Source organism: Curvibacter microcysteis (assembly GCF_028649455.1).
GTDB classification, from domain to species: domain Bacteria; phylum Pseudomonadota; class Gammaproteobacteria; order Burkholderiales; family Burkholderiaceae_C; genus Curvibacter; species Curvibacter microcysteis.
Genome location: NZ_JAQSIO010000013.1, coordinates 37,755 through 64,471, shown reverse-complemented (window position 1 = coordinate 64,471; position 26,717 = coordinate 37,755). Strand labels below are relative to the sequence as shown.

Annotated in this window: 26 protein-coding genes and 1 pseudogene; 13 read left to right on the top strand and 14 right to left on the bottom strand. The window is 67.8% G+C overall.

Translation table 11 applies throughout. The features are described from left to right. Positions 1–132 (bottom strand): annotated as a pseudogene (locus tag PSQ39_RS20810) (branched-chain amino acid ABC transporter substrate-binding protein); the annotation flags it as partial. Between the two features lie 483 nt (positions 133–615). Between PSQ39_RS20810 and PSQ39_RS20805 the strand changes: the two are divergent. Continuing rightward, entirely contained in the window at positions 616–1,656 is a 1,041-nt protein-coding gene (locus PSQ39_RS20805; protein ID WP_273929466.1) for a porin, read from the top strand. A gap of 129 nt (positions 1,657–1,785) precedes the next feature. Here the strand turns inward: PSQ39_RS20805 and PSQ39_RS20800 are convergent, their stop codons facing one another. Then, complete coding sequence (locus PSQ39_RS20800; RefSeq protein ID WP_273929464.1) at positions 1,786–4,110, bottom strand: xanthine dehydrogenase family protein molybdopterin-binding subunit; 2,325 nt, start codon at positions 4,108–4,110, stop codon at positions 1,786–1,788. A 227-nt stretch (positions 4,111–4,337) separates the two neighbouring features. Here PSQ39_RS20800 and PSQ39_RS20795 point away from each other — a divergent pair, with 227 nt between their 5' ends. Continuing rightward, positions 4,338–4,760 (top strand): cupin domain-containing protein, encoded by a 423-nt coding sequence (locus PSQ39_RS20795; RefSeq protein ID WP_273929462.1) that lies wholly within the window; start codon positions 4,338–4,340, stop codon positions 4,758–4,760. A 67-nt stretch (positions 4,761–4,827) separates the two neighbouring features. Here PSQ39_RS20795 and PSQ39_RS20790 read toward each other — a convergent pair whose 3' ends face one another. Beyond that, positions 4,828–5,484: a glutathione S-transferase gene (locus PSQ39_RS20790; protein WP_273929460.1), complete on the bottom strand. Its 657-nt coding sequence runs from the start codon at positions 5,482–5,484 to the stop codon at positions 4,828–4,830. A 130-nt stretch (positions 5,485–5,614) separates the two neighbouring features. On the opposite strand from PSQ39_RS20790, the gene PSQ39_RS20785 reads away from it, so the two are divergent. From PSQ39_RS20785 to PSQ39_RS20775, 3 genes are all read left to right on the top strand, one after another. After that, a complete protein-coding gene (locus tag PSQ39_RS20785; protein WP_273929458.1) occupies positions 5,615–6,835 on the top strand; it encodes a polyhydroxyalkanoate depolymerase in 1,221 nt (406 codons plus the stop codon). 101 nt (positions 6,836–6,936) lie between these two features. Then, complete coding sequence (pstS, locus tag PSQ39_RS20780; RefSeq protein ID WP_273929456.1) at positions 6,937–8,067, top strand: phosphate ABC transporter substrate-binding protein PstS; 1,131 nt, start codon at positions 6,937–6,939, stop codon at positions 8,065–8,067. Between the two features lie 136 nt (positions 8,068–8,203). Further along, a complete protein-coding gene (locus tag PSQ39_RS20775) occupies positions 8,204–9,388 on the top strand; it encodes a saccharopine dehydrogenase family protein (protein WP_273929454.1) in 1,185 nt (394 codons plus the stop codon). A 36-nt stretch (positions 9,389–9,424) separates the two neighbouring features. Here PSQ39_RS20775 and PSQ39_RS20770 read toward each other — a convergent pair whose 3' ends face one another. From PSQ39_RS20770 to sorT, 3 genes are all read right to left on the bottom strand, one after another. Next, entirely contained in the window at positions 9,425–11,392 is a 1,968-nt protein-coding gene (locus tag PSQ39_RS20770; RefSeq protein ID WP_273929452.1) for an MFS transporter, read from the bottom strand. A 135-nt stretch (positions 11,393–11,527) separates the two neighbouring features. Further along, the gene (gene sorU / locus PSQ39_RS20765; protein WP_409242063.1) at positions 11,528–11,872 is read right to left on the bottom strand and encodes a SorU family sulfite dehydrogenase c-type cytochrome subunit; all 345 of its coding nucleotides are present in this window, start codon (positions 11,870–11,872) and stop codon (positions 11,528–11,530) included. 4 nt (positions 11,873–11,876) lie between these two features. Further along, on the bottom strand, positions 11,877–13,076 hold the full coding sequence (gene sorT, locus PSQ39_RS20760; RefSeq protein ID WP_273929450.1) for a SorT family sulfite dehydrogenase catalytic subunit: 1,200 nt from the start codon (positions 13,074–13,076) through the stop codon (positions 11,877–11,879). Positions 13,077–13,193: 117 nt separating this feature from the next. Here sorT and PSQ39_RS20755 point away from each other — a divergent pair, with 117 nt between their 5' ends. Further along, entirely contained in the window at positions 13,194–13,688 is a 495-nt protein-coding gene (locus PSQ39_RS20755) for a MarR family winged helix-turn-helix transcriptional regulator (RefSeq protein WP_273929448.1), read from the top strand. Here PSQ39_RS20755 and PSQ39_RS20750 read toward each other — a convergent pair. The 7 genes from PSQ39_RS20750 to PSQ39_RS20720 form a co-directional block, all read right to left on the bottom strand. Beyond that, a complete protein-coding gene (locus tag PSQ39_RS20750) occupies positions 13,649–14,929 on the bottom strand; it encodes an FIST signal transduction protein (RefSeq protein ID WP_273929446.1) in 1,281 nt (426 codons plus the stop codon). The two genes, PSQ39_RS20755 and PSQ39_RS20750, sit on opposite strands and share 40 nt — an antisense overlap. A gap of 77 nt (positions 14,930–15,006) precedes the next feature. Then, positions 15,007–15,831 carry a PhaM family polyhydroxyalkanoate granule multifunctional regulatory protein gene (locus tag PSQ39_RS20745; RefSeq protein WP_273929444.1) on the bottom strand — a complete coding sequence of 275 codons (825 nt, stop codon included), beginning with the start codon at positions 15,829–15,831 and terminating at the stop codon, positions 15,007–15,009. Between the two features lie 108 nt (positions 15,832–15,939). Further along, entirely contained in the window at positions 15,940–16,404 is a 465-nt protein-coding gene (locus PSQ39_RS20740; RefSeq protein WP_273929442.1) for a copper chaperone PCu(A)C, read from the bottom strand. Between the two features lie 128 nt (positions 16,405–16,532). Next, the gene (locus PSQ39_RS20735; protein ID WP_273929440.1) at positions 16,533–17,072 is read right to left on the bottom strand and encodes a YcnI family copper-binding membrane protein; all 540 of its coding nucleotides are present in this window, start codon (positions 17,070–17,072) and stop codon (positions 16,533–16,535) included. 44 nt (positions 17,073–17,116) lie between these two features. Further along, complete coding sequence (locus tag PSQ39_RS20730) at positions 17,117–19,492, bottom strand: TonB-dependent receptor (RefSeq protein WP_273929438.1); 2,376 nt, start codon at positions 19,490–19,492, stop codon at positions 17,117–17,119. 75 nt (positions 19,493–19,567) lie between these two features. Then, entirely contained in the window at positions 19,568–19,924 is a 357-nt protein-coding gene (locus PSQ39_RS20725; RefSeq protein WP_273929436.1) for a DUF2946 family protein, read from the bottom strand. Positions 19,925–19,977: 53 nt separating this feature from the next. Continuing rightward, positions 19,978–20,562 carry a Crp/Fnr family transcriptional regulator gene (locus PSQ39_RS20720; protein ID WP_273929434.1) on the bottom strand — a complete coding sequence of 195 codons (585 nt, stop codon included), beginning with the start codon at positions 20,560–20,562 and terminating at the stop codon, positions 19,978–19,980. A gap of 602 nt (positions 20,563–21,164) precedes the next feature. On the opposite strand from PSQ39_RS20720, the gene PSQ39_RS20715 reads away from it, so the two are divergent. After that, positions 21,165–21,812, top strand: coding sequence for a glutathione S-transferase (locus PSQ39_RS20715; protein WP_273929433.1), 648 nt, complete (start codon positions 21,165–21,167; stop codon positions 21,810–21,812). Positions 21,813–21,904: 92 nt separating this feature from the next. Here PSQ39_RS20715 and PSQ39_RS20710 read toward each other — a convergent pair whose 3' ends face one another. Continuing rightward, the gene (locus PSQ39_RS20710; protein WP_273929431.1) at positions 21,905–22,723 is read right to left on the bottom strand and encodes an enoyl-CoA hydratase/isomerase family protein; all 819 of its coding nucleotides are present in this window, start codon (positions 22,721–22,723) and stop codon (positions 21,905–21,907) included. A 231-nt stretch (positions 22,724–22,954) separates the two neighbouring features. On the opposite strand from PSQ39_RS20710, the gene PSQ39_RS20705 reads away from it, so the two are divergent. The 6 genes from PSQ39_RS20705 to PSQ39_RS20680 all read left to right on the top strand — a co-directional run bounded on the left by PSQ39_RS20705 (position 22,955) and on the right by PSQ39_RS20680 (position 26,716). Next, complete coding sequence (locus tag PSQ39_RS20705; protein ID WP_273929428.1) at positions 22,955–23,320, top strand: TraR/DksA family transcriptional regulator; 366 nt, start codon at positions 22,955–22,957, stop codon at positions 23,318–23,320. A 65-nt stretch (positions 23,321–23,385) separates the two neighbouring features. Next, positions 23,386–23,766, top strand: coding sequence for a hypothetical protein (locus PSQ39_RS20700; protein WP_273929426.1), 381 nt, complete (start codon positions 23,386–23,388; stop codon positions 23,764–23,766). 280 nt (positions 23,767–24,046) lie between these two features. Next, positions 24,047–24,673, top strand: coding sequence for an OmpA family protein (locus PSQ39_RS20695; RefSeq protein WP_273929424.1), 627 nt, complete (start codon positions 24,047–24,049; stop codon positions 24,671–24,673). Beyond that, complete coding sequence (locus PSQ39_RS20690) at positions 24,673–25,614, top strand: patatin-like phospholipase family protein (RefSeq protein ID WP_273929423.1); 942 nt, start codon at positions 24,673–24,675, stop codon at positions 25,612–25,614. Before PSQ39_RS20695 ends, PSQ39_RS20690 begins: the two co-directional genes overlap by 1 nt. A 75-nt stretch (positions 25,615–25,689) precedes the next feature. Beyond that, positions 25,690–26,103 carry a VOC family protein gene (locus tag PSQ39_RS20685; RefSeq protein WP_273929421.1) on the top strand — a complete coding sequence of 138 codons (414 nt, stop codon included), beginning with the start codon at positions 25,690–25,692 and terminating at the stop codon, positions 26,101–26,103. A gap of 7 nt (positions 26,104–26,110) precedes the next feature. After that, positions 26,111–26,716, top strand: a complete 606-nt coding sequence (locus PSQ39_RS20680) for a MarC family protein (RefSeq protein WP_273929420.1) — start codon at positions 26,111–26,113, stop codon at positions 26,714–26,716. Position 26,717 lies beyond the last annotated feature (1 nt).

Below are 26,717 nucleotides of genomic sequence, written 5' to 3'. Positions count from 1 at the left end.
GCCGTAGTGGGCCTGGGCGCCCGACATCGGGGCGACGTGACCGATCTTCACGACTTGCACGTCTTGCGCAGAGGCAGCACCTGCCAAAACAGCCAAGGCGGCGACAGCGGTGAGTTTCAACTTCAATTGCATGGATGGACTCCGAGATCAAATATAAATAACGCCGGTCTAAGGCGGCCACAAAAGGTATTTCAATTTCCGGGCCAACTCCCTCGGGGCAAGCCCCTAGGACGGGCTTGCATCAATTCGATTCATGACCCAGCAGCCAAATTAATGACTCAACAGTCACATCTGCCGGCTTGGCGCGGGCCATGAGGCCAACAGCTGGGCCACCGCCAGCCCCGCCAGCCATGCCCAGGCTCGATGTCGCATTAGCCAGACTGCTGAACTGCGAATACAGCTAATGGACATCATGCTGCAACAGAATCGCAGCCGGAAGACCTTACGAAACATACGCACATCTCTAAAATGCGCCTTCTGTCGTTATAGACAAGTAAGTCCGGCCGAAAAATCCATTTCGCCTCTTTTTGGTGCCTTCAGGGGCTGATGCACCAAGGACAGGCGCGATGCGGCCCATCACCCCCCTTTGAAAACCAACTGACTACAGGACCTGCTATGAACAAGAAATTCGTCATGACCGCCCTGGCTCTGAGCCTGAGCTCGGCCGCCTTCGCCCAATCCAGCGTCACGCTGTATGGCGTGATCGACACCGCCGTGCAACGCCAAACCAACGCCACCCCCACCGGTGGCAACCTGTCGGCCGTGACCTCGGGCGCCATCAGCGGCAGCCGTTACGGTTTCCGTGGCCAAGAAGACCTGGGCGGCGGCATGAAGGCCTTGTTCACCCTGGAAGCCGGCTTCAACCCGGCCGACGGCAGCCGCGGCCAAGGTGGCCTGGCTTTCGGTCGTCAAGCCTTCGTGGGCCTGGCGGGTGATTTCGGCCAAGTGACCCTGGGTCGCCAATACACCCCCCTGTTCGAACACTATGGCAACTTTGACCCGCTGTGGGGCATCTCCAACGTGAACGAGTCGGGCTTCTACCTGGCCTACGGCACCTTCCGCCAAAACAACGCTGTGCGTTACAGCAAGAACATCGCTGGCGTGAACTTCGCCGCCATGCACGGCTTTGGCAACGTGGCCAACTCCGCTTCGGCCGGTCAACTGAACGGTCTGCAAGCCACCTACGCTGTGGGCAGCCTGAACCTGGGCGCCGCCTACCAAAAGTTTGACGTCAACACCACCTCCAGCACCAACCTGGGCAGCACCAAGAACGCCATGGTCGCCGCCAACTACGGTTTCGGTCCGGCCCGCGTGTACTTCAACTACATGGACACCAAGCTGGCCTCCGGCTCGAAGAGCGACGTGGCCACCCTGGGTGTGACCTATGAAGTGGCTCCGCTGGTGAACCTGGTCGGCGCGTACTACAACGACAAGACCAAGTCCGCCACCAACGTGAGCGGCAGCCGCAACACCGCCGCCCTGGGCGCGACCTACACCCTGAGCAAGCGCACCATGGTGTACGGCTACTACGACCGTTCCAAGCAAAACGCTGGCTACGCTTCGACCGCCATCCCGGCTGGCTCGGACATCTTCGGCGCCGCTTCGACGCTGAACACCCGCTCCAACTACATGGTCGGTATCCGCCACGCTTTCTAAGCACGGCCCCCTGGCCTGATCTGCGCGCTGCCCGCGCGGCCCAGGCCAGTTCGAGTTTTTCCAAGGTTTTTTAAAAGCCCCTTGTCGCGAGCGAGGGGCTTTTTTTTCGCCTGGGCGCAGCGTCAGCGCTCAGTCTGCCGGGTGCAGCAGCCCCCAAAGCTTGCCCGCGCTCAGGGGCATTTGCAGCAAGGGGGCGCGTGCCGCGTAGCCACCACGCGCCAGCGCATCGGCCACCGCATTGACCAAGGTGGGGGTGGCCCCAATGGTGCCCAACTCCCCCACCCCCTTGACGCCCAGCGGGTTGTTCTTGCAAGGGGTGGACTCGTCCATTTCGGTGCGGAAATCGGGCGACTGGTCGGCCCGGGGGGCGGCGTAATCCATCAAGCTGCCCGTGACCAGCTGGCCGGTTTCGCGGTCGTACATCAGGTGCTCGCACAAGGCCTGGCCCAAGCCCTGCACGGCGCCCCCATCCAGTTGGCCCCGCACGATCAGCGGGTTGACCACGCGGCCCACATCGTTCACCGAGGCATAGGCCTGCACCTGAAGCTCGCCCGTCTGTGGGTCGAGTTCAAGCTCGCAGATGTGGCACCCGTTCGGCCAGGTCGGCCCCGAGACGGTGCTGGTGGAGTCGATGTGGATGCGCTGCTCACTTTGAGCGCGCGCCAGCGCAAACAGGTCAATGCCCAGATCGGTGCCGGCCACGCTGAAGCGGCCCGCCGCGTAGGCGATGTCTTCGACCGCCACCTCCAGCTCGGCAGCCGCCAGCGCCTTGGCGTGCTCGATGGTGCGCTCGGCCCCCACGCGCACCGCCGAGCCGCCGGTGAACAGCGAACGCGACCCCGCACTGCCAAAGCCGTCGCCCCGGTCGGTGTCGCCCAGCACCACGCGCACGCGCTCGATGGGCACATCAAACACATCCACCACCAGCTGGGCCAGCGTGGTGGCAATGCCCTGGCCCATGGCATTGACGGCGGAGAAGACTTCGATGGTCTCGTCAGGCAGCACGGTGACGGTGACGCGTTCCTCGAACACATTGCCCCCCGTCCACTCCAGGAAGGTGGCAATGCCCTGGCCGCGCAGCAGGCCACGCTGGCGCGAAGCCTCGGCGCGCTGGGCAAAGCCGTCCCAGTCGGCCAGGGCCAGTGCTTGGTCCATGACCTTTTCGAAGCAGCCGGTGTCGTAGGTCTGGCCCATGGGGTTTTTGTAGGGCATTTGCGCGGGCTGGATGAAGTTGCGCCGGCGCAGCGCGAGGCGGTCCATGCCGATCTGGCGCGCAGCCTCGTCCATCAGCCGCTCCATGGTGAAGATGGCCTCGGGCCGGCCCGCGCCGCGGTAGGCCCCGGTGGGCGCGGTGTTGGTCAGCACCGCCTTGAACTGGAAGTCGATGGTCTGGATGTCGTAAACACTGGTCTGCACCCAGGGGCCAATGAGCAACTGAATCGCCACGCCCGTGCCTGTGGCGTAGGCGCCCACATTGGCGAGCGAGCGCAGTCGCAGGGCCAGGATGCGGCCATCGGCGGCCAGGGCCATCTCGGCGCGCGACTGCAGATCGCGGCCGTGGCTGGACGAGAGGAATTCCTCGCTGCGCTCGGCCACCCATTTGACCGGGCGCTGCAGTTGGTGCGCGGCCCAGGCCAGCACCATGTCTTCGGGGTAGGCACCGGTCTTCATGCCAAAGCCCCCGCCGACGTCGCCCACCTGGACGCGCAGGCGGTCCCGAGGCAGGCCCAGGGTGTCGACGATGGTGTTGCGCACACCCGAGGGCATTTGGGTGCTCATGCGCAGGGTCAGGCGGCCATCGGCCGGGTCGGGGTAAGCCAGCACGCTGCGCGGCTCCAGGGTCAGCGCGGCCAAGCGCTGGTGCACCACGTCCAGCGCCACCACGTGGGCGGCCTGGGCGAAGGCGGCCTCGGTGGCGGCGGCGTTGCCGTGGCGCATTTCAGCGGCGATGTTGTCCGGGGCGGCTTCGCACAAGGCGGGGGCGCCAGCCTGGGTGGCGTCGTCGAGGTGGACCACCATGGGCAGTTCTTCGAACTCCACCCACACCGACTCGGCTGCATCGCGCGCCTGCTGGGGGGTCTGCGCCACCACAGCGGCCACGGCCTCACCCACAAAGCGCACGCGCTCATGGGCCAGCGGCCAGCGCGGCGGCGAAGCGGCCACGCCATCGGCGCGCTTGAAGCCGGCATTGCCCGGCAAGGGCTTGACGCCGGCAGCCACCAGATCGGCCCCGGTGTAGACCGCCAGCACACCGGGCAGGCCCAGGGCCGTGCTGGTGTCCACCGACACGATGCGGGCGTGCGGGTAGGGCGAGCGCAAAAACACCAAGTGGTGCTGCTCGGGCAGGTTCAGGTCGTCGGTGTAGCGGCCAGCGCCACGCAGCAGGGCCTCGTCTTCGAGGCGGCGCACCGCCTGGCCGCTGCCAAAACGGGTGGGGAGGGAAGAAGTGCTCACGGTCTTGTCTCGTTTCTCTGTGGAATGTCGCAGGGGGACTCGGAGGGCGGATGCCAAACCGCACTCTAGCCAATTCCCGCCAAGCCTGCCGTGCAAGGGCCTACCGAGGCGTCCTGCAGGTGACGGCAGCGCGCCAAAACAGGGCGCCGCAGCGGGAATGCTTTGTGCTTGATGTTGCAGCGCAGCAAACCCATTGCGGCACATCCATCCCCCGAAAGGAGTCTTTCATGCTGGACCGAACTTCCACCCTGTTTTCGCACGTCAAGCCCACAGACAACGAGTACGTCAGCGGCGGTCTGCGCGATTTCTTCCTGTACCGAGACCTGGGCGTGGCCGAGGCCACCCACGGCAAGGTGATCGCGCACCTGGTGAAGGCCAATATGGCCCCCGAAACCGGCACGGGATGGCACCGCCATGAGGCGGATTTTCAGATCGTGATCATGCTCAAGGGCTGGGCCCGCTTCATGTACGAAGACCAGGAAACCCTGGTGCAGGCCGGCGACTGCGTGCACCAGCGCCCAGGCATCCGGCACTTCTTGTTCGACTACTCGCCCGACATGGAGTACCTGGAAATCGTCTCACCCGCCGACTTCAAGACCGTCGACGTGGACCCGGTGTGTGCCATTCCGGCGCCCACGCCCTGGGCCTGAGCACCGTGCTGAGGCGGCGCTGCGCCGGGTTCTGGTGCAGCGGCGACCCCAGCCACTGAGCGGAGGCTCAGAACTCGGCGTCGAGTTCGTCGATTTCGTCGGGCTCTTGCTGCGCGGCAGCCACCCATTCCTGCATGGCAGGCAAGGCCATCACGGTGCGGCAGTAGTCGGCGCTGGGCAGGTCCAGCGCCACGTCATAGGTCATGAAGCGCGTCACCACGGGCGCGAACATGGCGTCGGCGATGCAGGGCTGCACGCCAAACAGGTAGGGGCCACCGTAGCGGCTCAGGCACTCGTTCCAGATCACCAAGATGCGGTCGACATCGCTTTGCGCCCGCGACCACAGCTTGTAGTTGGGGAAATGCGCCTTGATGTTCATGGGCAAGGAGGAGCGCAAGGCGCTGAAGCCCGAGTGCATCTCACCGCAAATGGCACGGCAGTGGGCGCGCGCCGCGCGGTCTTCGGGCAGCAGGCCCGCGTCAGGGCAGACCTCGTTGAGGTACTCGCCAATCGCCAGGGTGTCCCAGACGTGGATGCCTTCGTGGTCCAGCGCCCGCACACGCATCGAGGCCGACAGCAGGAGCATCTCGGCCTTCATGTCGGGGTCGTCCGGGGAGATCACCTTCTCGCTGAAGGGCAAACCGGCCAATCGGGCCATCAGCCAGCCGCGCAAGGCCCAGGCTCCGTAGTTTTTGCTGCTGATCGTCAAAACCGCTTTGGCCATGGCTTGCTCCTGTGTCGTGTCAGCGTCCTGCAAGGCCCGTGCCATGCCCCGAAGCCCGCACATGCACCGCTTCGGGTACCCAGCTTGGCCCGCAACTTGCCTCAGTCCCGCACCACACCGAAAGACTGCCATGCTGTATCAGGCCTATCAATTTCAGTCTGATCTGATGTCCCCGCTGCGTTTGCTGGCCCAGCACCTGGGCTCGGCCCTGCTGTGGCCCGGCACCGAGCGCAGCGCCCTGCGCCAGGTGGCCGCCGCCAGCGAGGTGTTCTCACGCCTGCGCTTGACGCACAGCCGCCCACCCTATGCCATCACCGAGGTGCTGGTGGACGGGCAGTCGGTGCCGGTGACCGAGCAAGCCGTGCTGACCCTGCCTTTTGGCACCCTGCTGCACTTTGCCAAGCCGCGCCTGCCAGGCCAGCCGGCCCTGCCCGTGGTGCTGCTGGCGGCCCCGCTGTCGGGCCACTTCGCCACCTTGCTGCGCGAGACCGCGCGCACCCTGCTGCAGGACCACGACGTCTACATCACCGACTGGCACAACGCCCGCGACGTGCCCTTGCACGCCGGCGCGTTTGGCCTGGACGACTACATCGACTACCTGATGCGCTTCATGCGCCACCTGGGCGAGGGCAGCCACCTGATCGCCGTCTGCCAACCCTGCGTGGCCGCCTTGGCCGCCACCGCCTTGCTGGCCGAGGACAAGGACCCGGCCCAGCCGCGCAGCCTGACCCTGATGGCCGGCCCGGTGGACTGCCGAGTCAACCCCACCGAGGTGAACCGCCTGGCCATCAGCCAGCCCATCGAGTGGTTCGAGAAGAACCTGATCAGCCATGTGCCCTGGCCCCACGCCGGCTTCATGCGCCGCGTCTACCCCGGCTTTGTGCAGCTGAGCGCCTTCCTCAGCATGAACCCGGAGCGGCACAAGCAGTCCTTCAAGAACCTGTACCAGCACCTGGTGGACGGCGAATTTGACGAAGCCGACACCTTGAAGAACTTCTACGAGGAGTACCTGGCGGTGAACGACCTGCCCGCCGAGTTCTACCTGGAGACGGTGGAGAAAGTGTTCCAGACCTATGACCTGCCGCTGGGCAAGCTGACCTTCCGGGGCCGCACCGTGAACCCCGCCGCCATCCGCCGGACGGCCTTGCTGACCGTCGAAGGCGAGCGCGACGACATCTGTGCCGTGGGCCAGACCGTGGCCGCGCAAGACCTGTGCAGCAATGTGCGCCCCTACCTGAAGAACCACCATGTGCAGACCGGCGTGGGCCACTATGGTGTGTTCAGCGGACGCAAGTGGAACCAGCAGATCTACCCCCGGGTGCGCGACAGCATCCACGCCAGCCAGGGCTGAGACCGGTCCAGCCCGCGAGCGTTTGTCACAAAGCTCGCTTAGGATCAGCGCTTTTTGGGCGCTGTTCACCCCCGCCTGGGCGGTGGCGCGCTGTTGCCACCATGTCCACCTCTTTCGGCTTTTTGACGGCGGCCCGCCAAGCCCTGGTCTGGCGCTCACGCTCGGGCGCGCCAGGGCCCACGGCCCTGCTCGCGGCCCTGTGCTGGGCCCTCAGCATCAGCCCCGTCCTGGCGGCGGAGACCCTGAGCGGCGCGGGCTCCTCGGCCGCCGCCCTGCTCTACCGCGCCTGGGGTCAGGCCTATGGCCAGCAACACCAGGTCACCTTGAATTACGAGGCCAGCGGCTCCTCGGCGGGCCTGAAAAAAATCCGCGCCGGTGAGGTGGCTTTTGGGGCGTCCGACGTGGCACCCAGCGAAGCCGAACTGCAGCGCGACCAACTGGTGCTGGTGCCCACCTTCGTCAGCGGGGCCGTGCCCGTGGTCAACCTGCCGCGCGTGCCCCGGGGCCGCCTGCGCCTGAGCGGCGAGCTGCTGGCCGACATCTACCTGGGCCGGCTCACGCGCTGGAACGCGCCCGAACTGCAGGCCCTGAACCCCGACCTCACCCTGCCCGACCTGCCCATCCGCCCGATCGCACGCAGCGACGGCTCGGGCACCACTTACTACGTCACCGACTACCTGTCGCGCGTCAGCCCGGCCTGGCAAAGCCAGTACGGGCGCCAAACCCAGATCGCCTGGGTTGACAGCGTGGGCCGCGCCAAGGGCAGCCAGGGCGTGGTGCAGGCCGTGCAGGACACGGTGGGCACCATCGGCTATGTGGACTTCAACTACGTGGGCGAGTACGGCCTCAACCCGGCCCAGTTGCGCAACGCGGCCGGGGTGTTTGTGGCGCCCAGCATGGCGGGCTTTCGCGCCGCCCTGCGCGCCAGCGACTGGGTCAGCAAAGGCGACTTCCACGCCCCGCTGACGCAGCGCCCCGGCGCCGCCAGCTGGCCCATCGCCATGGGCAGCTTTGTGCTGCTGCCGCGCGTCAGCGCCCAGCCCGAGGCCACCGAGCGCGCGCTGCGCTTTCTGATGTGGACCCTGCTCAAGGGCGACACCGTGGTCGAAGGCCTGAGCCTGGTGCGCCTGCCCGACAGCCTGCAGGCCCAGGCCTTCAAGGCGCTCAGCACCGTGAGCGACCGCCAGGGCCGGGCCCTGGGCGCGATCGCCTTCTCCAGCATGACCCGCTAGCGGCGGGCCCCGGACCGGGCGGCACCTGGGCGACAGACCGGCGCGCTACCGGGCGCCACAATCCCGCCCCATGCCCTGCCGGTCAGGCCCGATCCCGGGTCCACGCCCAGCGGCTCAGACCGAGGAGACCCAAGCCATGAGCAAGAAACCTTTTGACCTGGTGGTGCACGGCGCCACCGGCTTCACCGGCCGCCTGGTGGTGGAGTACCTGCTGCAACGCTACCCCGCCGGCAGCGGCCTGCGCTGGGCCATGGGCGGACGCAGCGCCGCCAAGCTGGCCGCCGTGCGCGACGAAGTCGGCGCCCCCGCGGACACCCCGCTGATCGTGACCGACAGCGCCAGTGCCGACAGCCTGCAGGCCCTGATGGCCCAGACCCGCCTGGTGCTCAGCACCGTGGGCCCATACCAGCTCTACGGCAGCCCGCTGGTCGCCGCCTGCGCCCAGGCTGGCGTGGACTATGTGGACCTGTGCGGCGAGCCCGCCTGGATGCGCCAGATGATCGACGCGCACCAGGCCACGGCCCAGGCCAGCGGCGCGCGCATCGTGTTCTCCTGCGGCTTTGACTCGGTGCCGTTTGACCTCGGCGTGCTGCTGCTGCAAGACGAGATGAAGGCCCGCTTCGGCCAGCCCGCCCAGCGGGTGCGCGGTCGGGTGCGCAAGATGAAGGGCACCTTCTCGGGCGGCACCGCCGCCAGCCTCAAAGCGACCTTGGCCGCGGCCGCGCAAGACCCGGCGGTGATGGCCTTGCTGCGCAACCCCTTCTCGCTGACGCCCGGTTTTGAGGGCCCAGCCCAGCCACCGGGCCACAAGCCCATGATCGACGAAGCCCTGGGCCTGTGGGTGGCGCCCTTTGTGATGGCGGCCATCAACACGCGCAACATCCACCGCAGCAACTTCCTGCTGGGTCAGGCGTATGGTGCCGACTTTGTCTACGACGAGATGCTGATCACCGGCGCGGGCGACAAGGGCCAGGCCATCGCCCAGGCCGTGGCGGCCGACAAGTCGCTGGGCGCCGAAGGCGGCCTCCAGCCCGGCGAAGGCCCCTCGCGTGAAGAACGCGAGGCCGGCTTCTACGACCTGCTGTTCCTGGGCCAGGACAGCGCCGGCCACAGCCTGCGCGTGGGCGTCAAGGGCGACCGCGATCCAGGCTATGGCTCCACCTCGAAGATGATCACTGAGTCGGCGGTCTGCCTGCTGCAAGACCGCCAAGACACCGCGGGCGGCATCTGGACCTCGGCGTCGGCGCTGGGCCAGGCCCTGATCACGCGCCTGCGCGCCCACGCGGGCCTGAGCTTCGAAGTCGAAGCCCAGGCCGACTGAACCTCGAGCCTCGCGCAGGGCCTCGGGCCTGCGGCCTCAGGTCGGCGCCGACGCGGGCGCCAGCAGCTGCGCCACCTGCGCTCGCAGCAGCTCGGGGCTCAGGCCCTCCGGCGACAGGGCGGGGCCCACGTTCAGGCCCACGCGGTTGAACACGCCCCGGCGGAAGGGCCGCACCATGGCCGCCGGCTCGCCGCCGCGCAGCTCGATGCGGCTGAAGAAGGAACCCCACAGGTTGGTCAGCGCCATCGGGATCACCGGCGGCGCCAGCCCGTCCTCGTGGGCGCGCTGCAAGATCTTGACGATGCCGCCCTTGAAGGGTTGCAACTGCCCATCGCGTGTGATGCCGCCTTCCGGAAAGATGGCCAGCAAATCGCCTTCGCGCAGCACCTGGGCGGCCCGATCAAAAGCGGCTTCGTAGGCCACCGGGTCTTCTTTTTGCGGCGCAATCGGAATCGCCCGCGCCAGCCGGAACAGCGTGCCCAGCACCGGCAGGCGGAAGATGCGGTGGTCCATCAAAAAGTAGATCGGGCGCGGGCTGGCGGCCATCAGCAGCACTGCGTCAATGAAGCTCACATGGTTGCAGGCCAGCACCGCCGCCCCCTGGGTCGGCAGGTGCTGGTCGCCCTGCACGCGAAAGCGGTAGATGAAGCGCGACAGGCCCCAGGACACAAAGCGCAGCAGGTACTCGGGCACCAGCAGGAAGATGTAAGTCGCTACCACCGCATTGGCCAGCCCCACGAACAGGAACACCTGGGCGATGCTGCAACCCAGCGCCAGCAAGGCCCCTGCCAGCACCGCGCTGGCGATCATGAACAGCGCGTTCAGGATGTTGTTGGCCGCGATGATGCGAGCCCGGTGCGTGGGCTGGCTGCGCAGCTGGATCAGCGCGTACATGGGCACGCTGTAGAGGCCGGCAAACAGGCTCAGCAGCGCCAGGTCGGCCAGCACCCGCCAGTGCGCGCCCTGCGCCACAAAGGTGGCCAGACCCTGCGGCGCCGAGGCCGGCAGCCCGCGCGAAGCGAAGTACAGGTCCACCGCGAACACGCTCATGCCGATGGCGCCCAAGGGCACCAGGCCGATCTCCACATGGCGGCGCGAGAGCAGCTCACACAGCAGCGAGCCCACACCAATGCCGACCGAAAACACCACCAGCAGCAGCGACGCCACCTGCTCGTCACCATGCAGCACGTCCTTGGCAAAACTGGGGAACTGACTCAAGAACACCGCGCCAAAAAACCACATCCAGCTGATGCCCAGCAGGGAGCGGAACACCACCGGGCTCTGCCGCGCCAGGCGCAGGTTGCGCACGGTTTCGGTGAAGGGGTTCCAGTTGATCTTCAGGCCGGGGTCGGTGGCCGGGGCCGCCGGAATGAACTGCACCACCCCCCGGCCCAACAAAGCCACGCCGACGCAGCCCAGCGCGACCCAGCTCGGCCCCACGCCGGGCACGGCCACCAGCAGGCCGCCGGCCACTTGACCCAGCAAAATGGCCACGAAAGTCCCCATCTCGACCATGCCGTTGCCCCCGGTCAGCTCGCGCTCATTGAGCACCTGGGGCAGGTAGGCAAACTTGACCGGGCCAAACAAGGTGCTGTGCAGGCCCATCAAAAAGGTGCACAGCAGCAGCACCGGCACCTGGCTTTGGACAAAGCCCCAGGCCGCGATCAGCATGATGGCGATCTCCAGGTTCTTGACCAGGCGCATCAGCCGGGTCTTGTCCCAGCGGTCGGCCAGCTGGCCCGAGGTGGCCGAGAACAGCAGGAAGGGCAAGATGAACAGCGCCCCGATCACCAGCCCCGCCAGGCTGGACGGCAGCCAGGCCACCTGCAGCTGGTAGGTCACCATCACCGTGAAGGCGAACTTGAACAGGTTGTCGTTGGCCGCACCGGCGAACTGGGTCCAGAAAAACGGGGCGAAGCGGCGCTGGCCCAGCAGGGCAAACTGGTTGGGGTGGGCGGGCTCGGCAAGCCCGCCGGCAGCGGGCGGGGGCGCGGATGAGGCCATGGCGAAAAGTCCTTAGGAACAGGTCGGGGCCGGGGCCCAGCCAACCCGGGCCACCGTGACCAGGGGCATTGTGCCCCGGGCTTGTGACGCGTCAGGCCCGGGCCCTCATCACCCGGTCTGGCGCCCCGCCCCCGCTCAGGGTTGGCCTCGGCTGGCCCGCGCCACGTACTGGGCCAGGGCCTGCAGATCGGCCTCATTGAGGCGCCCGGCAAACGAGGGCATCACGCCCACGCCCTGGCGCAGGGCGCGCAGCACGCGGTCGGCCTCGGGTTGCAGCTCGTCGAGCACCGGGCCGATCTCACCCGTGGCGCCCGCGTCCTTCAGGGTGTGGCACAGCGCACAGGCCGGTGCGCCCTGGTTGAAAAGTTGACGGCCGCGCTGCGAGGCCAGCTCCGACGCGTTCTGGGCCAGCACCGCCCCGGCGCCGGTCAACGCGGCAGCGCCCAGCAGCCAGGCCGCAGCGCCTCGCATGGCGCGCATCGGCTCAAGCCACCTGGACTTTGACGCCATGGTCGAGCCAACTGGTGTTGTTGTAGCCGCCGGTGTTGTCCATCCGGGCCTGGGGCTGCACCTGGCCCGCCGTGTCGGTGGCCCGGCAGACCAGCAGGTGGGTGCCACTGGCCAGGGTGGTCTTGAAAGCGAACTGGCGCCAGGCAAAGCGGCCCAGGTCGGGCCCCACCAGTTCAGCCGGCTTCCACTGCTTGCCGCCATCCACCGAGACCTCAACCTGCTGCACCCCGCGCACACCGCCAAACGCCACGCCATGGATCAGCACCGGGCCGGCGGCCAGCGGCTCCTGGGCCGGTTGGGGGCTGTTGATCCAGGACTTCACGCCCATCTCCCAGACCGAGGGTTGGGCCGGGTCAGGCTGCTGGCCCGGCGGCGTGAGTCGGTAGCCGTGGGCCATGATGCGCGCATCCGTCTCGCGGGCCGTGAAGGCCAGGCGCTGGATGTACTTGATGTTGTTCACGCCCTGGTAGCCCGGCACGATCAGGCGCAGCGGCCCGCCATGCGCCAGCGACAGCGGCTCACCATTCATTTCCCAGGCCAGCAGGGCGTCGTCCAGCGCCGCCAGGGGCACCGACCGTTCGACCACCAGGCTCTTGGGGTCGATGCCCTCAGGCAGCTTCTCCCCACCGGTCCCGGTCAAGAACTTCATGCCGTCCTGAACACCGCCCAAGGCCTTGACCACGTTGCGCACGGGCACCCCGCTCCAGACCACGCAACCGGCAGCGCCCACGGTCCAGGGCGTGCCGCTCGGTTTGCCGGGGAAGAAGGCGCGGCCATTGCCCGAGCACTGCAACACGGTGGCCACGGTCTCCAGGCCCAGGGTCTTGAGCTCGGCCAGGCGCAGGCTGCGCGCCTGGGCCACACCCACGAGCTCCAGCACCCACTCGTCGCGCTGAGCCAAGATGGCAGCTTCCGGGGGCGGCAGGTTGTTGCGGATGTAGAGCTGGTTGCTCGGTGTGATGACGCTGGTGCCAAAAGCGCCGCGCCGGGTCTCCATCGTGGTGTTGCTGTGCACGATCAGGGACGGGGCGTCCTTCCAGGCGGCGTACGCCGGCAACGGGCGCGGCTGGGCGAAGGCGGGCGAAGTCCAGGCGCCCAGGCTCCAGGCCGCGAGGGCGGCGCCACCACGGCCCAGCCACTGGCGCCGGGAAAGGGTTGAGGGGGAATCGGACATCGAAAGCGTCTCCTGCTGAAGTGGGTGCAAGCCAGGGGGCTGCGCGCTGGATTGTGGGCGATCCCACGACCGTCCACCAGCGGGTCCGCCCCAAGGGCCTGGTCTTAGACTTGAGCCATGGACCCACGCCTTGACCCCGCTGACCCGGCCTCGCCCCTGGCCCTGGAACGCACCCTGAGCTACCGACTGCACCTGCTGCACAAGCTGACCGACCAGGAGAGCCAACGCGCGTACCTCGCGCAAACGGGTCTGTCGATGAGCGACGGGCGCTGCCTGGCCTCGATCGGCGCGTTTGAGCCCCTGTCGGTGAACGCGCTGGCGCGCAGCGCCAACCTCAACAAAGGCCAGGCCAGCCGAGCGGCGCAGTCCCTGGTCGAGCAAGGTCTGGTCAGCAAAACCGGCAGCGAGCACGACGGCCGCGGCGTGGTGCTGAGCCTGACCGAAGCGGGCCGCCGCGCCTGGCAACAGGTCATGGCCCTGATCGAGCAGCGCAACCAAGCCATCTTTGGCAGCCTCAGCCCCAGCGAACAAGCGCTGCTCAGTGGCCTGTTCGACCGCCTGATCGCCCAGGCTCAGGCCGGCGTGGTGAACACCGTCAGCACCCCGGTGTAGCCATACAGGTGCTGGCGGGCGATCTCGCCGCCCGCAAAGAAGCCGGCCAGGGGCACGTCGCCCAGGGCATGCCGCAGGATTTGCAGCTCGGCGCTGGGACCGCCGAAATGCGGCCCTCCGCGCCCGGAGCAACTCACATACACCGCGCCCGCGATGCGCCGCGCCGGCTGCGGCGCCACCGCAGCGCTGCCACCCGCCCCGGGGGTGGCCAGGTCGGCCGGCCACATCTCGGGCTCCAGCTCCTCGCGGATTTCAGCGCAGATGCGCATCAGGTCGGCGCGCGCGGCCTGCACATGGCGCTGGCAAAAGGCCAGCCGCAAGCCCACTTCCAGCGGGTGGGCCACGGCAATGCCTTGGCGCGCCGGGTCCAGGCCAATGATGTGGCGCACCAGCACGTCGGCGCCAAAGTGGCCGCTGCGGTCCACGCTGTCCTGGCCGGGCGAGCTCAGGCCCACCAGGGTGGAGCGCACCACTTCCAGCGCTTTTTGCAGCGCCGGGCTGCGTTGCGGGCCTTGCAAATCCAGGCTGACCTGCAGGTCGCGCAGCAGCACACCCAGCGCGGGCTCACCATCCAATTCGAGCAGCACATGGCCGTCCACCGCCGTGACCTCGTGCACCTTGGACACCGGCAGGCAACCCTGGGTGACGCGGGAGATCAAGGCCACGTCTTCGGCAAAAGCGACCCCGCTCAGGCCCCCGCTGAAGACACCGCGTGCCGCGCCCTGGCCGCGCATATTGCCGTCGCCCCCCATGGCGAACTGCACCGTGCCCTGGCGACTGGCGGCGAGGCCGCCAAACAGGTAACCGGTGGCCGTGCGCTCGGCCATTTCGGCAATCAGCTCGGCCACATCAGGCGTGCTGGCGTCGGCATGGACCAAGGCGGTGTGGGGCTCAAAACCCAGGCCCAGCGGCGCCACACCGGAGAACACCCGGTAGTGGTGGGCTGGCAGGTCGCACAGCAGCACGCTGAGGGCGGGCTCGTCAAAGTATTCGGCGTTGTTGGCCGACACGCCCACACCCACGGTGCCGGCCCAGTCGGTGACTTCGGGCAGCTCTGCCGACAGGAAATCGAGCAGGTCTTGCGCCTCGGGCGCGTAGTGGTCGGTGATGTAGAGCAGGCCCAGCGAGGGGCTGTGCGCGTACTCGGGCAAGGCCATCTGGGCACGCAACTGCGCCAGCACCAGGCTGGCGGCCATGCGCCACTGGGGGTGGGTGGCATGGCCCGAAGGGAAAAGAGACATGGAGGCTCCGCTAGGTCAGACCCCCCATTCAACCGCAAAAATGGCCCGCCGCACGCAAGTTGGGCGGGCCGACCCTCTCAGCGACTGCTGCGCCGTGCAGGGGCCTTGGTGGCGGCCTTCTTGGCCGGGGCTTTTTTGGCCGCCGGGGCGGCTGGCTTTTTGGCGGCGGCCTTGGCCGCTTTGGGCGCCGCAGCACGTGTGCCGGCCTTGGCGGCCTCCAGGCCGGCGCCCACGGTCTTGGCCACCGTCTCTGCGGCGGTCTTGAAGGCCTCGCGGGCCAACTGGTGGCTGCCGTCCAGGGCGCTGGCGGAAGCAGCGTCCTTCAAAGCGCTGCTGGCAATGTGTTGGAACTGCTGGGTCAGCGCACCCCACCACTGCAGCGGGTCGACCACGCCGGGGCGGGCGGCCTCGGCGTCTGCCGCCGGCGCGGCCGCTTCAGGCGCGGGGGGCGCGGCCTCAGGGGCGGGGGTGGGTTCTGGCGGCGGCGCCGGGGTGGGGCCGGCGGCGCTGGCCGCTGCGCGCGCGGCACCGGTGAAGGTGTCGCTGGCTTTTTGCACGTTGGCCATCACGTCGGCTGTCTTGAGCTTGAAGGACTCGGCCAGGTCGCCCATGCTGAAGTTCATGCCCTTGAGCGTGGCCAAGGTCATTTTTTGCACCTCCAGCGCCTGCACCGTGGCGCTGAGGGCCCGCGAGTTTTGATCCAGCCAGAACTGCACGGCCTTGAGCTCTTCGATGCGCTTTTCCAGCTCTTCGACGTTCATGGTCGGCGCCACCCAATGGGACAGGCTGGGCATGTGCGGCAGGCCTTGCGACGCACCTTTGACCGCGGATTGGGCCAGGTTTTGCAGGAACTCGAAACCCGGGACCAACTTACCAAAACCGAAGGGGGTGGAATCGCTCATGCCTTGCTCCGTCATTGTGTGTTCTGAGGGGGCTCAGCTTAACTGAAGGCCATCCGTCCCCGCCATGCGGGACAACGATTGGGCGGACGAGGACGACCGCCCGGAAGCTCAGTGCGAATGCCCGGCCATGCCGCCTGCCGGCGCCACGGCCTGGACCGGCACTTTGAGCTCCAACTGGCTTTCCACGCCCTTGGCGTCGCGCAGCACCAAGGTGATGGGCACCTGGCTGTCCTTGGCCAGTGGCGCCTTCAGGTCGAGCAGCATGAGGTGGTAGCCACCGGGTTTGAGCTCCACCGCCTGGCCCGCGGGCAGGGCCAGGGAGGGAATGGCGCGCATTTTCATCACGTCGCCGTCCATCTTCATTTCGTGCACTTCGGCCACGCCCGCCGCCGGCGAGCGCACGCCGACCAAGGTGGCGCCCGCTGGCGCGGTGAGGGTCATGAAGGCGCCGGTGGCCTTTTGACCCGGCACGCTGGCACGGGCCCAGGCGCTCTTCACATCGACCACTTGGGCGCCTGCGGTGAAGGACAGGGCCAGCAAGGCAGCGCCCAGGCAGGAGGAGAACTTGCGCATGAAAAACTCCATGAAAAGGAAGAAAGCAAAAAAGTAATACCGTGGCGCCCCAGGTTCGAGGTGCCGGTGGAAGCAGCCCGTTCGGCAAGGGCACGGGCCCCCGCGGCGATGGGCCGATGGTTCAGGCCTCAGTGCACATGGACCGCAGCCGGAGCGGGGCCGAGCAGCAAGCGGGCTGCCGGGGCTTTCAGCCCTTCGGTGGACGTACCACTGGCCGGGACTTCCGCCCAGTCGGCCTCGCCCACATCACAGCTTTGCAGCACCTTGAACCACAGCGCGCCTTCGCTCGCGGGCAGTGTGCCACGCACGGTGAACTCGTCGTAGAAGGCGCCGGGCAAGGCCGCGTCGGCGTTGTTGGCACGCCAACTGACCTCGACCACGTCTTCGGTGATGCGCCGGCCATGGCTCTCGTAAGGCACGGCCAGCGGGGCCCGCTGCACGCGCGCCGTCCAGCCTGCCTTGGGGATGGGCTGGGCGCCCCGAAAGCCCGCAGGCAGGCGCACCGTGATGCCCGTGGTGGCGGTGGCCCCGGCGCAGGCGTGGCCGACCTTGAACACCGCTTTGTAGGCGCTGCCCGCAGCGGCCTGCGGCTGCTCCAGGGTGACGTGGGCCGAGGCCAGGGCCGACAACAAGGCGGCGCTGGCACCGACAAGGCGAATCCAGAACATGGGTTTCTCCCGTGAAGAACGCTGGTTGGTTTGGCATCCCGGCATCAGAAATCCGCCCTCAGGTTGGCGTGGTAACTGCGCTGCGGGTAGGGGTGGAAGTTCCAGTACTTGTAGTTGTTCAGGTTGTCGATGCCGAACGAGGCGGTGAGCGTCTTGTTGATGCGCCACTGCACCCGCAGGTCGGTGGTGAAGTACTTGCTCACCCCCATGTAGGCATAACCATTGACGTCGGCATTGTTGAGCGTGCGGTACTGCGGACCGCTGTAGCGCGCGCCCAGGCTGGTGCTCCACTGCGGGTTGAAGCGCCAGGTGGCCAAGGCGGTGGCCCGCCACTTCGGGATGTTGGGCTGCTGCTTGCCCAGGGTGTCGCCCGGGGTGCTGACGTAGCCCGCGTTCTCTTTGATGACCGAGTGGGCGTAGGTGACGCTGCCGCTCAGGTCCAGCTCACGCCAGCCCACGCCCTGGCCGTTGTAGGCCGCTTCCAGGCCTTGGGTGGCGATGCGGCCCACGTTCTGCACGCGGCTGATGGTGCGGTTGGCGTTGGTGTCGTAGAGCGACTGCGAGTACAGCGCGTCGCGGGTGTTCTCGGCAAAGTAGGTGAGGCGGGCCAGGGCATTGCCCAGGTCCTTCTCGGCGCTCAGCTCGCCGGTCCACGATTTCTCGGGCTTCAGGTTGGGGTCGTTGATGTACTGCGAGTTGGTGGTCGAGGTCGCGCCATACAGTTCAGCCACGGTGGGGAAGCGCACGGCCCGGCCCAGCGAGGCCTTGAGCACGGTGTCCGGCTGCCATTGGTAGGACAGCGCGAACTTGGGCGAAGCGAACTGTTCGCTGCGTTTGGCGTAGTTTTGCGAGCTGCTGGCCGAGAAAGCGGTCAGACCGTCGTAGGCGCTCCAGTTTTCCAGGCGCAGGCCCAGCACGGCCTTCCAATCGCGCGCCAGGGCCCAGACGTCCTGGCCCCAGAGGCTGCGCAGCTGGGTCTTGCCCTGCACATTGGCGGCCAGGTTGCCGCCCGGGTCGCTCAGCCAGTTGCCGCTGATGTTGGAGGTGACGTAGCTGAGCTGGTAGCTGTCTTGCTGGACGCCGAAGTCAAACACATGCGTGCCCTTGACGCCTTCGGGCCGCCAGGTGCCGCGCGCGGCCAGGGTGTTCCAGCCGGTGCCCCGGCCATCGGCCACGGTCCCCGCACCGCCCAAAGAAGCATTGGGCAGCGGGTTGCTGGCGGCGTTCTGGCGCAACTGGTCGCGCTGGTAGTTGTACAGGCTGCCACTGAGCTCCCAGTCCCACACCCCCTGGGTGTGGCTCTTGACCGACAGGCCGTGCATCACATGGATGCTCTCTTGCTGGCTCTGCACGAAGTCGCCACCGGTCAGGGCCTGGCTGCCCGAGAACGCGGTGCCGCCCACGTTGATGGCACCGCTGTAAACGCTTTGGCCGGCGGCATTGCGCAGGTAGGACGAGGGGCTGCCCTGCGACGTGTTCTGCCAGGTCGCCAGGGTGTAGCTGGCCCGCACCGTGGGCGAGAAGTCGTAAGCCACCTTCGCCTTGGCGTGGTCCTGGCGCGTGTGGTACTGGGTGCCCGTGCCCAGGATGAGCCAGCGGGCGTTGGCGTTGTTGCGTCCCGCCACGGCGCCGCTGACCGCGGTGCCCGCGCTGCTGGCGGTGCCGGCGCTGACCAGGCGGGTGGCAAAGGTCAGTGGCTGGCCATCGCTGTCGGTGTGGTTGAAGTTCAGCCACCAGGACCAGTCGCCGCTGCGGTTACCGATCGAAGCGCTGGTCTGCCAAGCGCGGTAGGTGTCGTTGGTGTTGTAAAGGCTGAAGGGCTGGACCACGAAGCCTGCCGAGACATGGCCTTCAAACTGGGTGGGCATGCGCGTCACATAGTCGACCACGGCGCCCACCGAGTTGCCCGCATAGGCAGCGGAGAAGGGGCCGTACATGACGTCCACACGCTCGATCTCCTCCGGCGTGACCAGGCCCCAGCGCGGCGGGAAGCTCAAACCGCCGACGCCGTTGCCCAGCAGGTTGGACAGCAGGATGCCGTCGGCATAGACCATGGAGCGCGCGCTGTTGCCCGTGCCCGAGGCGCGGGTGGACAGGATCGCGTGGTTGTAGTCCCCGATGTAGCGCTTGCGCACCAACAGGCTGGGGAAATACTTGAGCGCGTCTTCGCTGTCGGTGGCGTTGATGGTTTCCTGGATCTGCTCGCGGGTCGCACTCTCCATGGTGGTGGGGATTTGCGTGGGCAGCGAGCTCGGCTGCCCGCCCGTGACGGTGACCACGCCCAGCGACTTGCTGGGGGCGGCGTCTTGCGCCTGGGCCATGACCGGGGACAGGCCCGCGATCAGAAAAGGGGTGAACACGGCGGGCAAAGCCCGGGGAAAGGCGGTGGCCAGGGCCACGGCCATGCGACTTGGGCGCATGGGAACTCCTGAAAAGAACACAACACAGCGTCCGCGTGGCGCACAGCCGGGCACGGACAGCCAAGGGGTGGGGGTTCAGGCGTTCAGCGGGGGGCCGCGGGGCGGCAGGGGCGCGGCGGTGAGGGCCGCGATGCGGGCCGCCGGGATGCTTTGCAGCACATGGCCCAGGGGCTGGACCAGGGGAAGTGCCACGTTGGGCACGTCAATCGGTGCCCCGAGCGCGGCGCACAGGGGGCAATCCAGGGTGTGACCGCGCTGCTCTTGCACGCCGTCTTCGGCTTTCACCAGCAGCTTCACCGCCCCAGCGGTCGAGCACACCAATTCCATGGACTGCGGCGCCACCAAAGGCGAGGCCACCGCCACCCCCAGCGACAGCACGAAACACGCCAGCATCAGCTGGACGATGGTTCGAAGCGAGCGCAGGGTTTGCATGGCCTCGCATTATGCAATGCCGCCCATCCGCTTGCCGAGGCGGGCTGTGGCTTTTACGCCAGCGCGGGGCTCAGCTTGCGGCGGGCTGGGCGCGCGCGGGTGCGCGGCGCCACCAAGCTGCCCATGGCGCGGCACACGCTCTCGGGGGCCGAGTCCACGATCAGGGCGATGTCGCGCAGGTAAGGCAGGTCGCAGTCACGCACCCGCTGGGTGATGACGCCGGTGGCGTGCGCCAGTGTGGCCAGGAAATGGTCCACCCGGCTGGCCACGGTACCGCTGCGCAGGCGCACGGCCTCGGCGCTGCGGCGCTGCTGCTGCAAGAAGGCGTCGGCCAGCACCTGGTGGCGCAAGCTGTCGCTCTCCAGGGTCAGGGCGACGGCCTCGCTGTCCACCACCGCGGTGGCGCCAAACGCATAGGCGTCCGAGCACAGGGCTTCCACCCCGATCAGGTCGCCGGGCAAGGCCAGTTGCACGAAAGACCAGCCTTCGTCGCTCAGGCGCTCCAGGCGGAACACACCGCGCGTGACGCGCCACACCGGGCCCACCTGGCCGGCATCAAGCAAACGCTCGCCCATGGCCAGGGCACGCGCTTCGGCGGCGGTGGCAGGCTGGGTGTCTTGCAAAACTTCTTGGGTCATCTCGACCTCCTTGTGTTGTCTGGTGGTCAGCTGCCCGCTCAAAAAATGCAGCAGCTCGAACCAAAGGCTGACGGGGGGGCGGCTCACGGTCGCGTGGGCGCCCAACAAACCAAGTCAGGACAACACAGGCGGGGCACGGGCCGCAAAAGGCGTCGGTCGGGCCCCAGCCCACAACCCGGGCGGGGCAGGCAGGACCAGGGCAGACCCCAGCCCCCGGAGGGCCCAAGCCGGCACCGGGGCGGGACCGGGTATCAGCCCAGGCAAGCAGGCCGGGCAATCCAGGGTCGACCCAGGGGTGTCGCGCGCTTCCGAGCCCAAGGCCTCACGGTCCACCCAGCGGCTGGCCCCCAGCGCCGAACAAACCAATTGCAGGTCCACCGGCTTGATCAGGGGCGACGCCACCGACGCGCTCACAAAAAGCACGAACCAGGCCAGCACGAACTGGGCCATGTGGGGGCGGGAACCTAGGGTTTTCACGGAGCGAATTATGCCGAAAGTCAAGCCAGTCAAGCCAGAGACGCTCGAACGGCAACGCGCGCTTTACGATAGGCCGGGCTGCTCGATCAGCCCCTCAACACAACACAACGCCCCCGGAGACCTCCATGCTTCAACTTTGCGGATTTTCTGCCAGCAACTACTACAACAAGGTCAAACTGGCCCTGCTGGAAAAAGGCCTTCCTTTTGAGGAAGAACTGGCCTGGGTTGGGGAGGTGGACTTGAGCGCCAGCCCGCTGGGCAAAGTGCCCTACCTGCGCACCCCCCAAGGCGCGCTGTGTGAGTCCGAAGTGATCCAGAACTACCTGGAGCGCGCCCACCCCGAACACCCGCTGCTGCCAGCCGACCCATTTGCCGCCGCCAAAGTGCACGAGATCACCACCTTCTTGGAACTGCACCTGGAGTTGGTGGCCCGCCAGATTTACCCGCAAGCCTTCTTCGGTGGCCAGGTCAGCGATGGCACCCAAGCCAAAACAGCCGCGCAACTCGAAAAGAACATCGCCGGCCTGGCTCGCCTGACCCAATTCGACAAGCCGTTCATCGCCGGGGAGCAGTTCACCCTGGCCGACTGCGCCGCCGTGGTGCATTTGCCCTTGATCAGTGGCGCCACCAAGATCGTTTACGGGCGTGACTTCCTGGAGCACCTGCCGGTGCGCGACTACCTCAAGCGCCTGGGCGAACGCCCCCATGTGCAAAAGATCAACGCCGACCGCAAGACCAACACGGCGCTGATGCTGGCCCGCAACAAGAAGTAAGCAAGCCCTCACATGCTGGCCAAAGCTGCCAGCATGCCGTGCCCGAGGGATTCACCCCGGGCTTGAGCTGGACGCGCGCGCCCCGCCAGACCTCAAAAACGGGCTGGCCGGCGCTCGCGCAAGGCCGAAATGCCTTCGCGCACGTCGGGGCCGGCAAAGCCCATGAACTCCAGCGCCAGCGAGGCGTCGAAGGTGGGCCCGGCCTGGCGCAGCCAGTTGTTCAGCGCGTACTTGGTCCAGCGGATGGCGTTCTGGCTGCCGGCGGCCAGGCGGTCCGCCACCTCGTAGGCGCGTGGCAGCAAGTCGGCCTCGTCCACCGCCAGCGAGACCAGACCGATGCGCTCCGCCTCTTCGCCCGACAGGGGCTCACACAGCAGCAGGTGGTACTTGGCCTTGGCCAGGCCGCACAGCAGGGGCCAGACCATGGCCGCGTGGTCGCCGGCCGCCACACCCAGCTTGGTGTGGCCATCCACGATGCGCGCGCTGCGCGCGGCAATGGACACATCGGCCAGCAAGCCCGCCACCAGGCCTGCACCCACGGCGGGCCCATGCATCGCACTGACGATGGGCTTGTCGCAGTTGATCAGGTTGTAGACCAGATCGCGCGCCTCTTTCCAGACCCGGACGCGCGTGGCGTCGTCCTGGCTCATCTGTTCCACCATGGCCAGGTCGCCGCCGCCCGAAAAGCCGCCGGCCTCCCCGCGCAACACGACCACGCGCACCTGCTCATCGGCCGAGGCTTCGCGCCAGATCTCGGCCAACTCGCGGTGGCCATCGCTGTCGGCGGTGGGCAACTTGCCGTTGAGCGCGCGCATTTGCACGTCCAGCACGGCACCCGCCTCGCCCCGGCGCTGGATGCGCAGGGTCGTGTAGCGTGCGTAGGCGTCGTCATGTCTTGAAGAGGGGGTCATGGTCGGTCTCCTGTCTTGTCTTGGGGTTCACATACCGAGCCATTCTGAAGGGGATGGGCGCACGGCCCCAGCGGGCTGGACCCGCAGTCACCGGCCCGGCGCAGGCCCTGCGCGCTTGATTGGGATCAAAGACAGCAGCCGGCCAGGGGCAGATCATGAAGTCATGCCCCAGCAGGCGTCGCGCCCCCCGCGACCCACCCGCGCAGCGGGCAGCAGAAAGGCAGTTTTTCCATGCACCACCACCTCACCACCCCTTACCGCGATCAACTGCAGGCACAACGCGCCTCGCTGCTGGCCCAACTGACCCAACAACGGGGCGGCTTGGTGGACCGCGCCGAAGCCCAGGGCCGCGCACCGCAGCCGGAGGAATCCCACGCCCAGACCGCCACCGAGCGCGAGCTGGCCTTTGCCCTGGACGAACGCGAAACCGCCGAAATCGCCGCCATTGACGCCGCACTGCAGCGCATCGCCGACGGCCACTACGGGGCCTGCACCGAGTGCGGCACCGACATTCCAGCCGCACGCCTGCATGCGGCCCCGGAAGCCGAGCGCTGCATCCACTGCCAGGAAGCCCTGGAACACGCGCGCCACGCCTGAGGCACGCAGCCCTGGCGGACCACTTTCACTGTTTTTTTGACCCCTGTATTGCCAAAGGAAACGCTATGAGCACCTACCACGCTGTTGTCTGGCTCGACCACTCTGAAGCCCATGTGCTGATGTTTGACCGCGAGCACGTCGAAGCCCAGCGCATCAAGTCGCGCAGCCACCACAAGCACCAAGGCAAGGCCACCGATGACGCGACCTACTTCAGCGCCATCGCCCAAGCCCTGGTGGGCACCCGCGAGGTGCTGCTGACGGGCCCGGGCCTGACCCGCAACACCTTCCGCGACTGGTGCCAGCAACACCAGAAGGCCGTGGCGGCCCTGATCGTCGACTCGCTGAGCGCCGACCACCCGAGTGACGCCCAGGTCGTGGCACTGGCCCGCCAGTACTTCAAGAAGTTCGACCAGCTCGCAGCCGACCCGGCCTCGGCCGCCGCCTGAGCCCTGAGACCCCGGCCCAGCGCCGGCCCCACGGCGGCCTGCGCGCCGCCCCAGCAGCCCTGAACGCCTTGCGCGGCCAGGGCTTTTGTCCGCTTGGGCAGCCCCATCGACGCCAGCCCCAGGCTCAAAAACACCGCCATCACGCGCGATCTGCCCCAAGATCAGCCGCTTTGTGCGCTAAAAATCACGCTTCCGTTCGCGGGCGAGGGCCGCCCCTTGGTTTTTGGCGGGCTTTGTTTTCCATAATCCGCCGCGTCCCGCACTCCCCGAACCGATCGCCATGCCGACCCTCTCTTTCGTCCGCCGGGCCGCCGCGCGGCTTGCCGCACCCCTGCTGTGCGCCAGCCTGCTGGCCTGCCAAAGCCCCCCGCCAGCCGCCCCGGCCCCGGCACCCGCCGCCGTGGCACCCTACAGCGGCCCGACCTTGCCCATCGCTCAGTCCGACCGCGGCGTGCAGATCTTTCTGCCCAGCGCGGCCCTGTTCGAGCTGGGCCAGTCCACGCTGAACCCGACCGAATCCGGCCCCTACCTGCAGCGCATCAGCACCCTGCTGATGACCAAGACCGAGCGCCCCGTGGTGCTCGAAGGCCACACCGACAACACCGGCTCGGCCACCACCAACCAGGCCTTGTCGGAGGCGCGTGCCCAGACCGTGCGCAACGCACTGCAAGCCCTGGGCGTGCCGGCCCAGCGCCTGAGCACGGTCGGCTACTCCTTCAAGCGCCCCGTGGCCTCCAATGCGACCGAGGAGGGGCGCCGGCTGAACCGCCGCGTCGAGGTGCTGATCCTGGACGAAAAGGTCGAGCAGATCACCCGGGGCGAAGCACCCAATGCCTTTGAGTCGGCCTGGGAGCAACTCAAGTCCTTGATGGACCGCGGCCTGGTTCGCCCAGCCACGGGCGCCTGATGCACGGCGCCCCCCGTCCCGCGCGCCGACTGGCCCTGGGGGCCGCCCTGGCCGCTGGCAGCCAATGGCTGAGCGCCAGCGCTCAAAGCCCCAGCCCCGCAGCGCCCAAACCCAGCGCCAGCAGCGGCCGTGTGCAAAACGCGCCCCCAGCCAATGCCCCCGTGAAACTGGGCCTGGCGCTGGGCGGTGGCTCGGCACGGGGCTTTTCCCACATCGGTGTGCTCAAGGCCCTGGACGAGGCCGGTTACCGCGCGGACGTGGTGGCCGGCAGCAGCGCGGGCGCCTTGGTGGGTGCGTTTTATGCCGCAGGCTTCAGCCCCTGGCAGATCGAGGAGGTGGCCCTCAAGGTGCGCGACCTCGACGTGGCCGACATCAATTCGGCCAACAAGCGCGGCATGTTCGCCGGCGAGGCACTGCAGCGCCTGGTCAACGAGTACCTGCGCCAGCAGCCGATCGAGCGCCTGCGCCTGCCGTTTTGCGCCGTCGCCACCCAACTGGCCACGGGCGAGGTGGTGGCCTTGCGCAGCGGCGATGCCGGCCAGGCGGTACGGGCCTCTTGCGCCATCCCGGGCGTCTTTGTACCGACGGTGGTGCAGGGCGTGGAGCTGGTCGACGGCGGCCTGGTCAGCCCGCTGCCGGTGCGCCAGGCGCGCGCCCTGGGCGCCCACTTTGTCATCGCGCTGGACGTGGGCGCCCAGCCGCGCAACAACACGGGCGCCGGGCTGTACGAGGTGATCCTGCAGTCCTTTGAGATCATGGGCCGCGCCATCACCCAGCTGGAAGCCCAGCAGGCCGACCTGTTGATCCGCCCGGACACCGCTCGCTTCAGCAGCACCGACTTCAACGCCCGCAAGGAACTGATCCAGGCCGGCTACGAGGCCGGTCGGGCCAGCCTGGCCGAGTTGGCGCGGCGCCTGCCCGGGCGCGCCCGCAAAGCCTGAAAGCCCCCGCCCCGACGTGGAGGAAGGTGCCGCCAGGGGCCGGGCCGCCAGGCCTGCGCTGCTATGCTTTGGCGCATGAAAAGCCTGTTTCACCTTGCCTTCAACGTCACCGACCTGGACACGGCGCGCCGCTTTTATGGCGACGTGATGGGTTGCCGCGAAGGCCGCAGCACCGACACCTGGGTCGACTTCGACTTCTTCAACCACCAGATCTCGCTGCACCTGGGCACGCCCTTCAAGACCGAGCGCACCGGCCATGTCGGCGACCACCTGGTGCCCATGCCTCACCTGGGCGTGATCCTGGAGCGCCCCGACTGGCAGGCCCTGGCCGATCGCCTGCAAGCTGCGGGCACTGAGTTCGTGCTGCCGCCGCAACGGCGCTTTGCCGGCCAGCCCGGCGAGCAATGGACCATGTTCTTCTGCGACCCCTTTGGCAACCCGATCGAGGTCAAGGGCTTCGAGTCGCTGGACACCGTCTACCAGGCCTGAGCCCGCCGTGACCAGCTACACCTTCACCTCCGCCACCATCTTGTTGCTGCTGATCACCGATCCGCTGGGCAACATCCCCCTGTTTGCCAACGCCTTGCGCGACGTGCCACCGGCACGGCGTCCGCTGGTGATCCTGCGCGAGGTGCTGATCGCCTTCGGCCTGCTGCTGGCCTTCATGTTCTTTGGCGAGGGCTTTCTGCGCCAGATGAACCTCAGCGACTTGGCCCTGCAACTGGCCGGGGCGGTGGTGCTGTTCCTGATCGCCTTGCGCATGGTGTTTCCCAGCGCCAAGGAAAGCGGGACCTTGCCCGAAGGCGAACCCCTGATCGTGCCCTTGGCCATTCCGGCGCTGGCCGGCCCCTCGGCCTTGGCCACCGTGCTGCTGCTGGTTTCTCAAGCGCCCGAGCGGCGCCTGGAATGGGTGGGTGCCCTGTGCGTGACCATGGCGGTCTGCGCCGTGGTGCTGCTGCTGGCCGAACGCATCCAGCGCCTGATCGGGGAGCGCGTGGTGCTGGCTTTCGAGCGCCTGATGGGCCTGGTGCTGGTGGCCATCTCGGTGGAGATGGCGCTGCGTGGCCTCAAGGTGCTGGTGCCGCAGTTGCTGCACGGCTGAA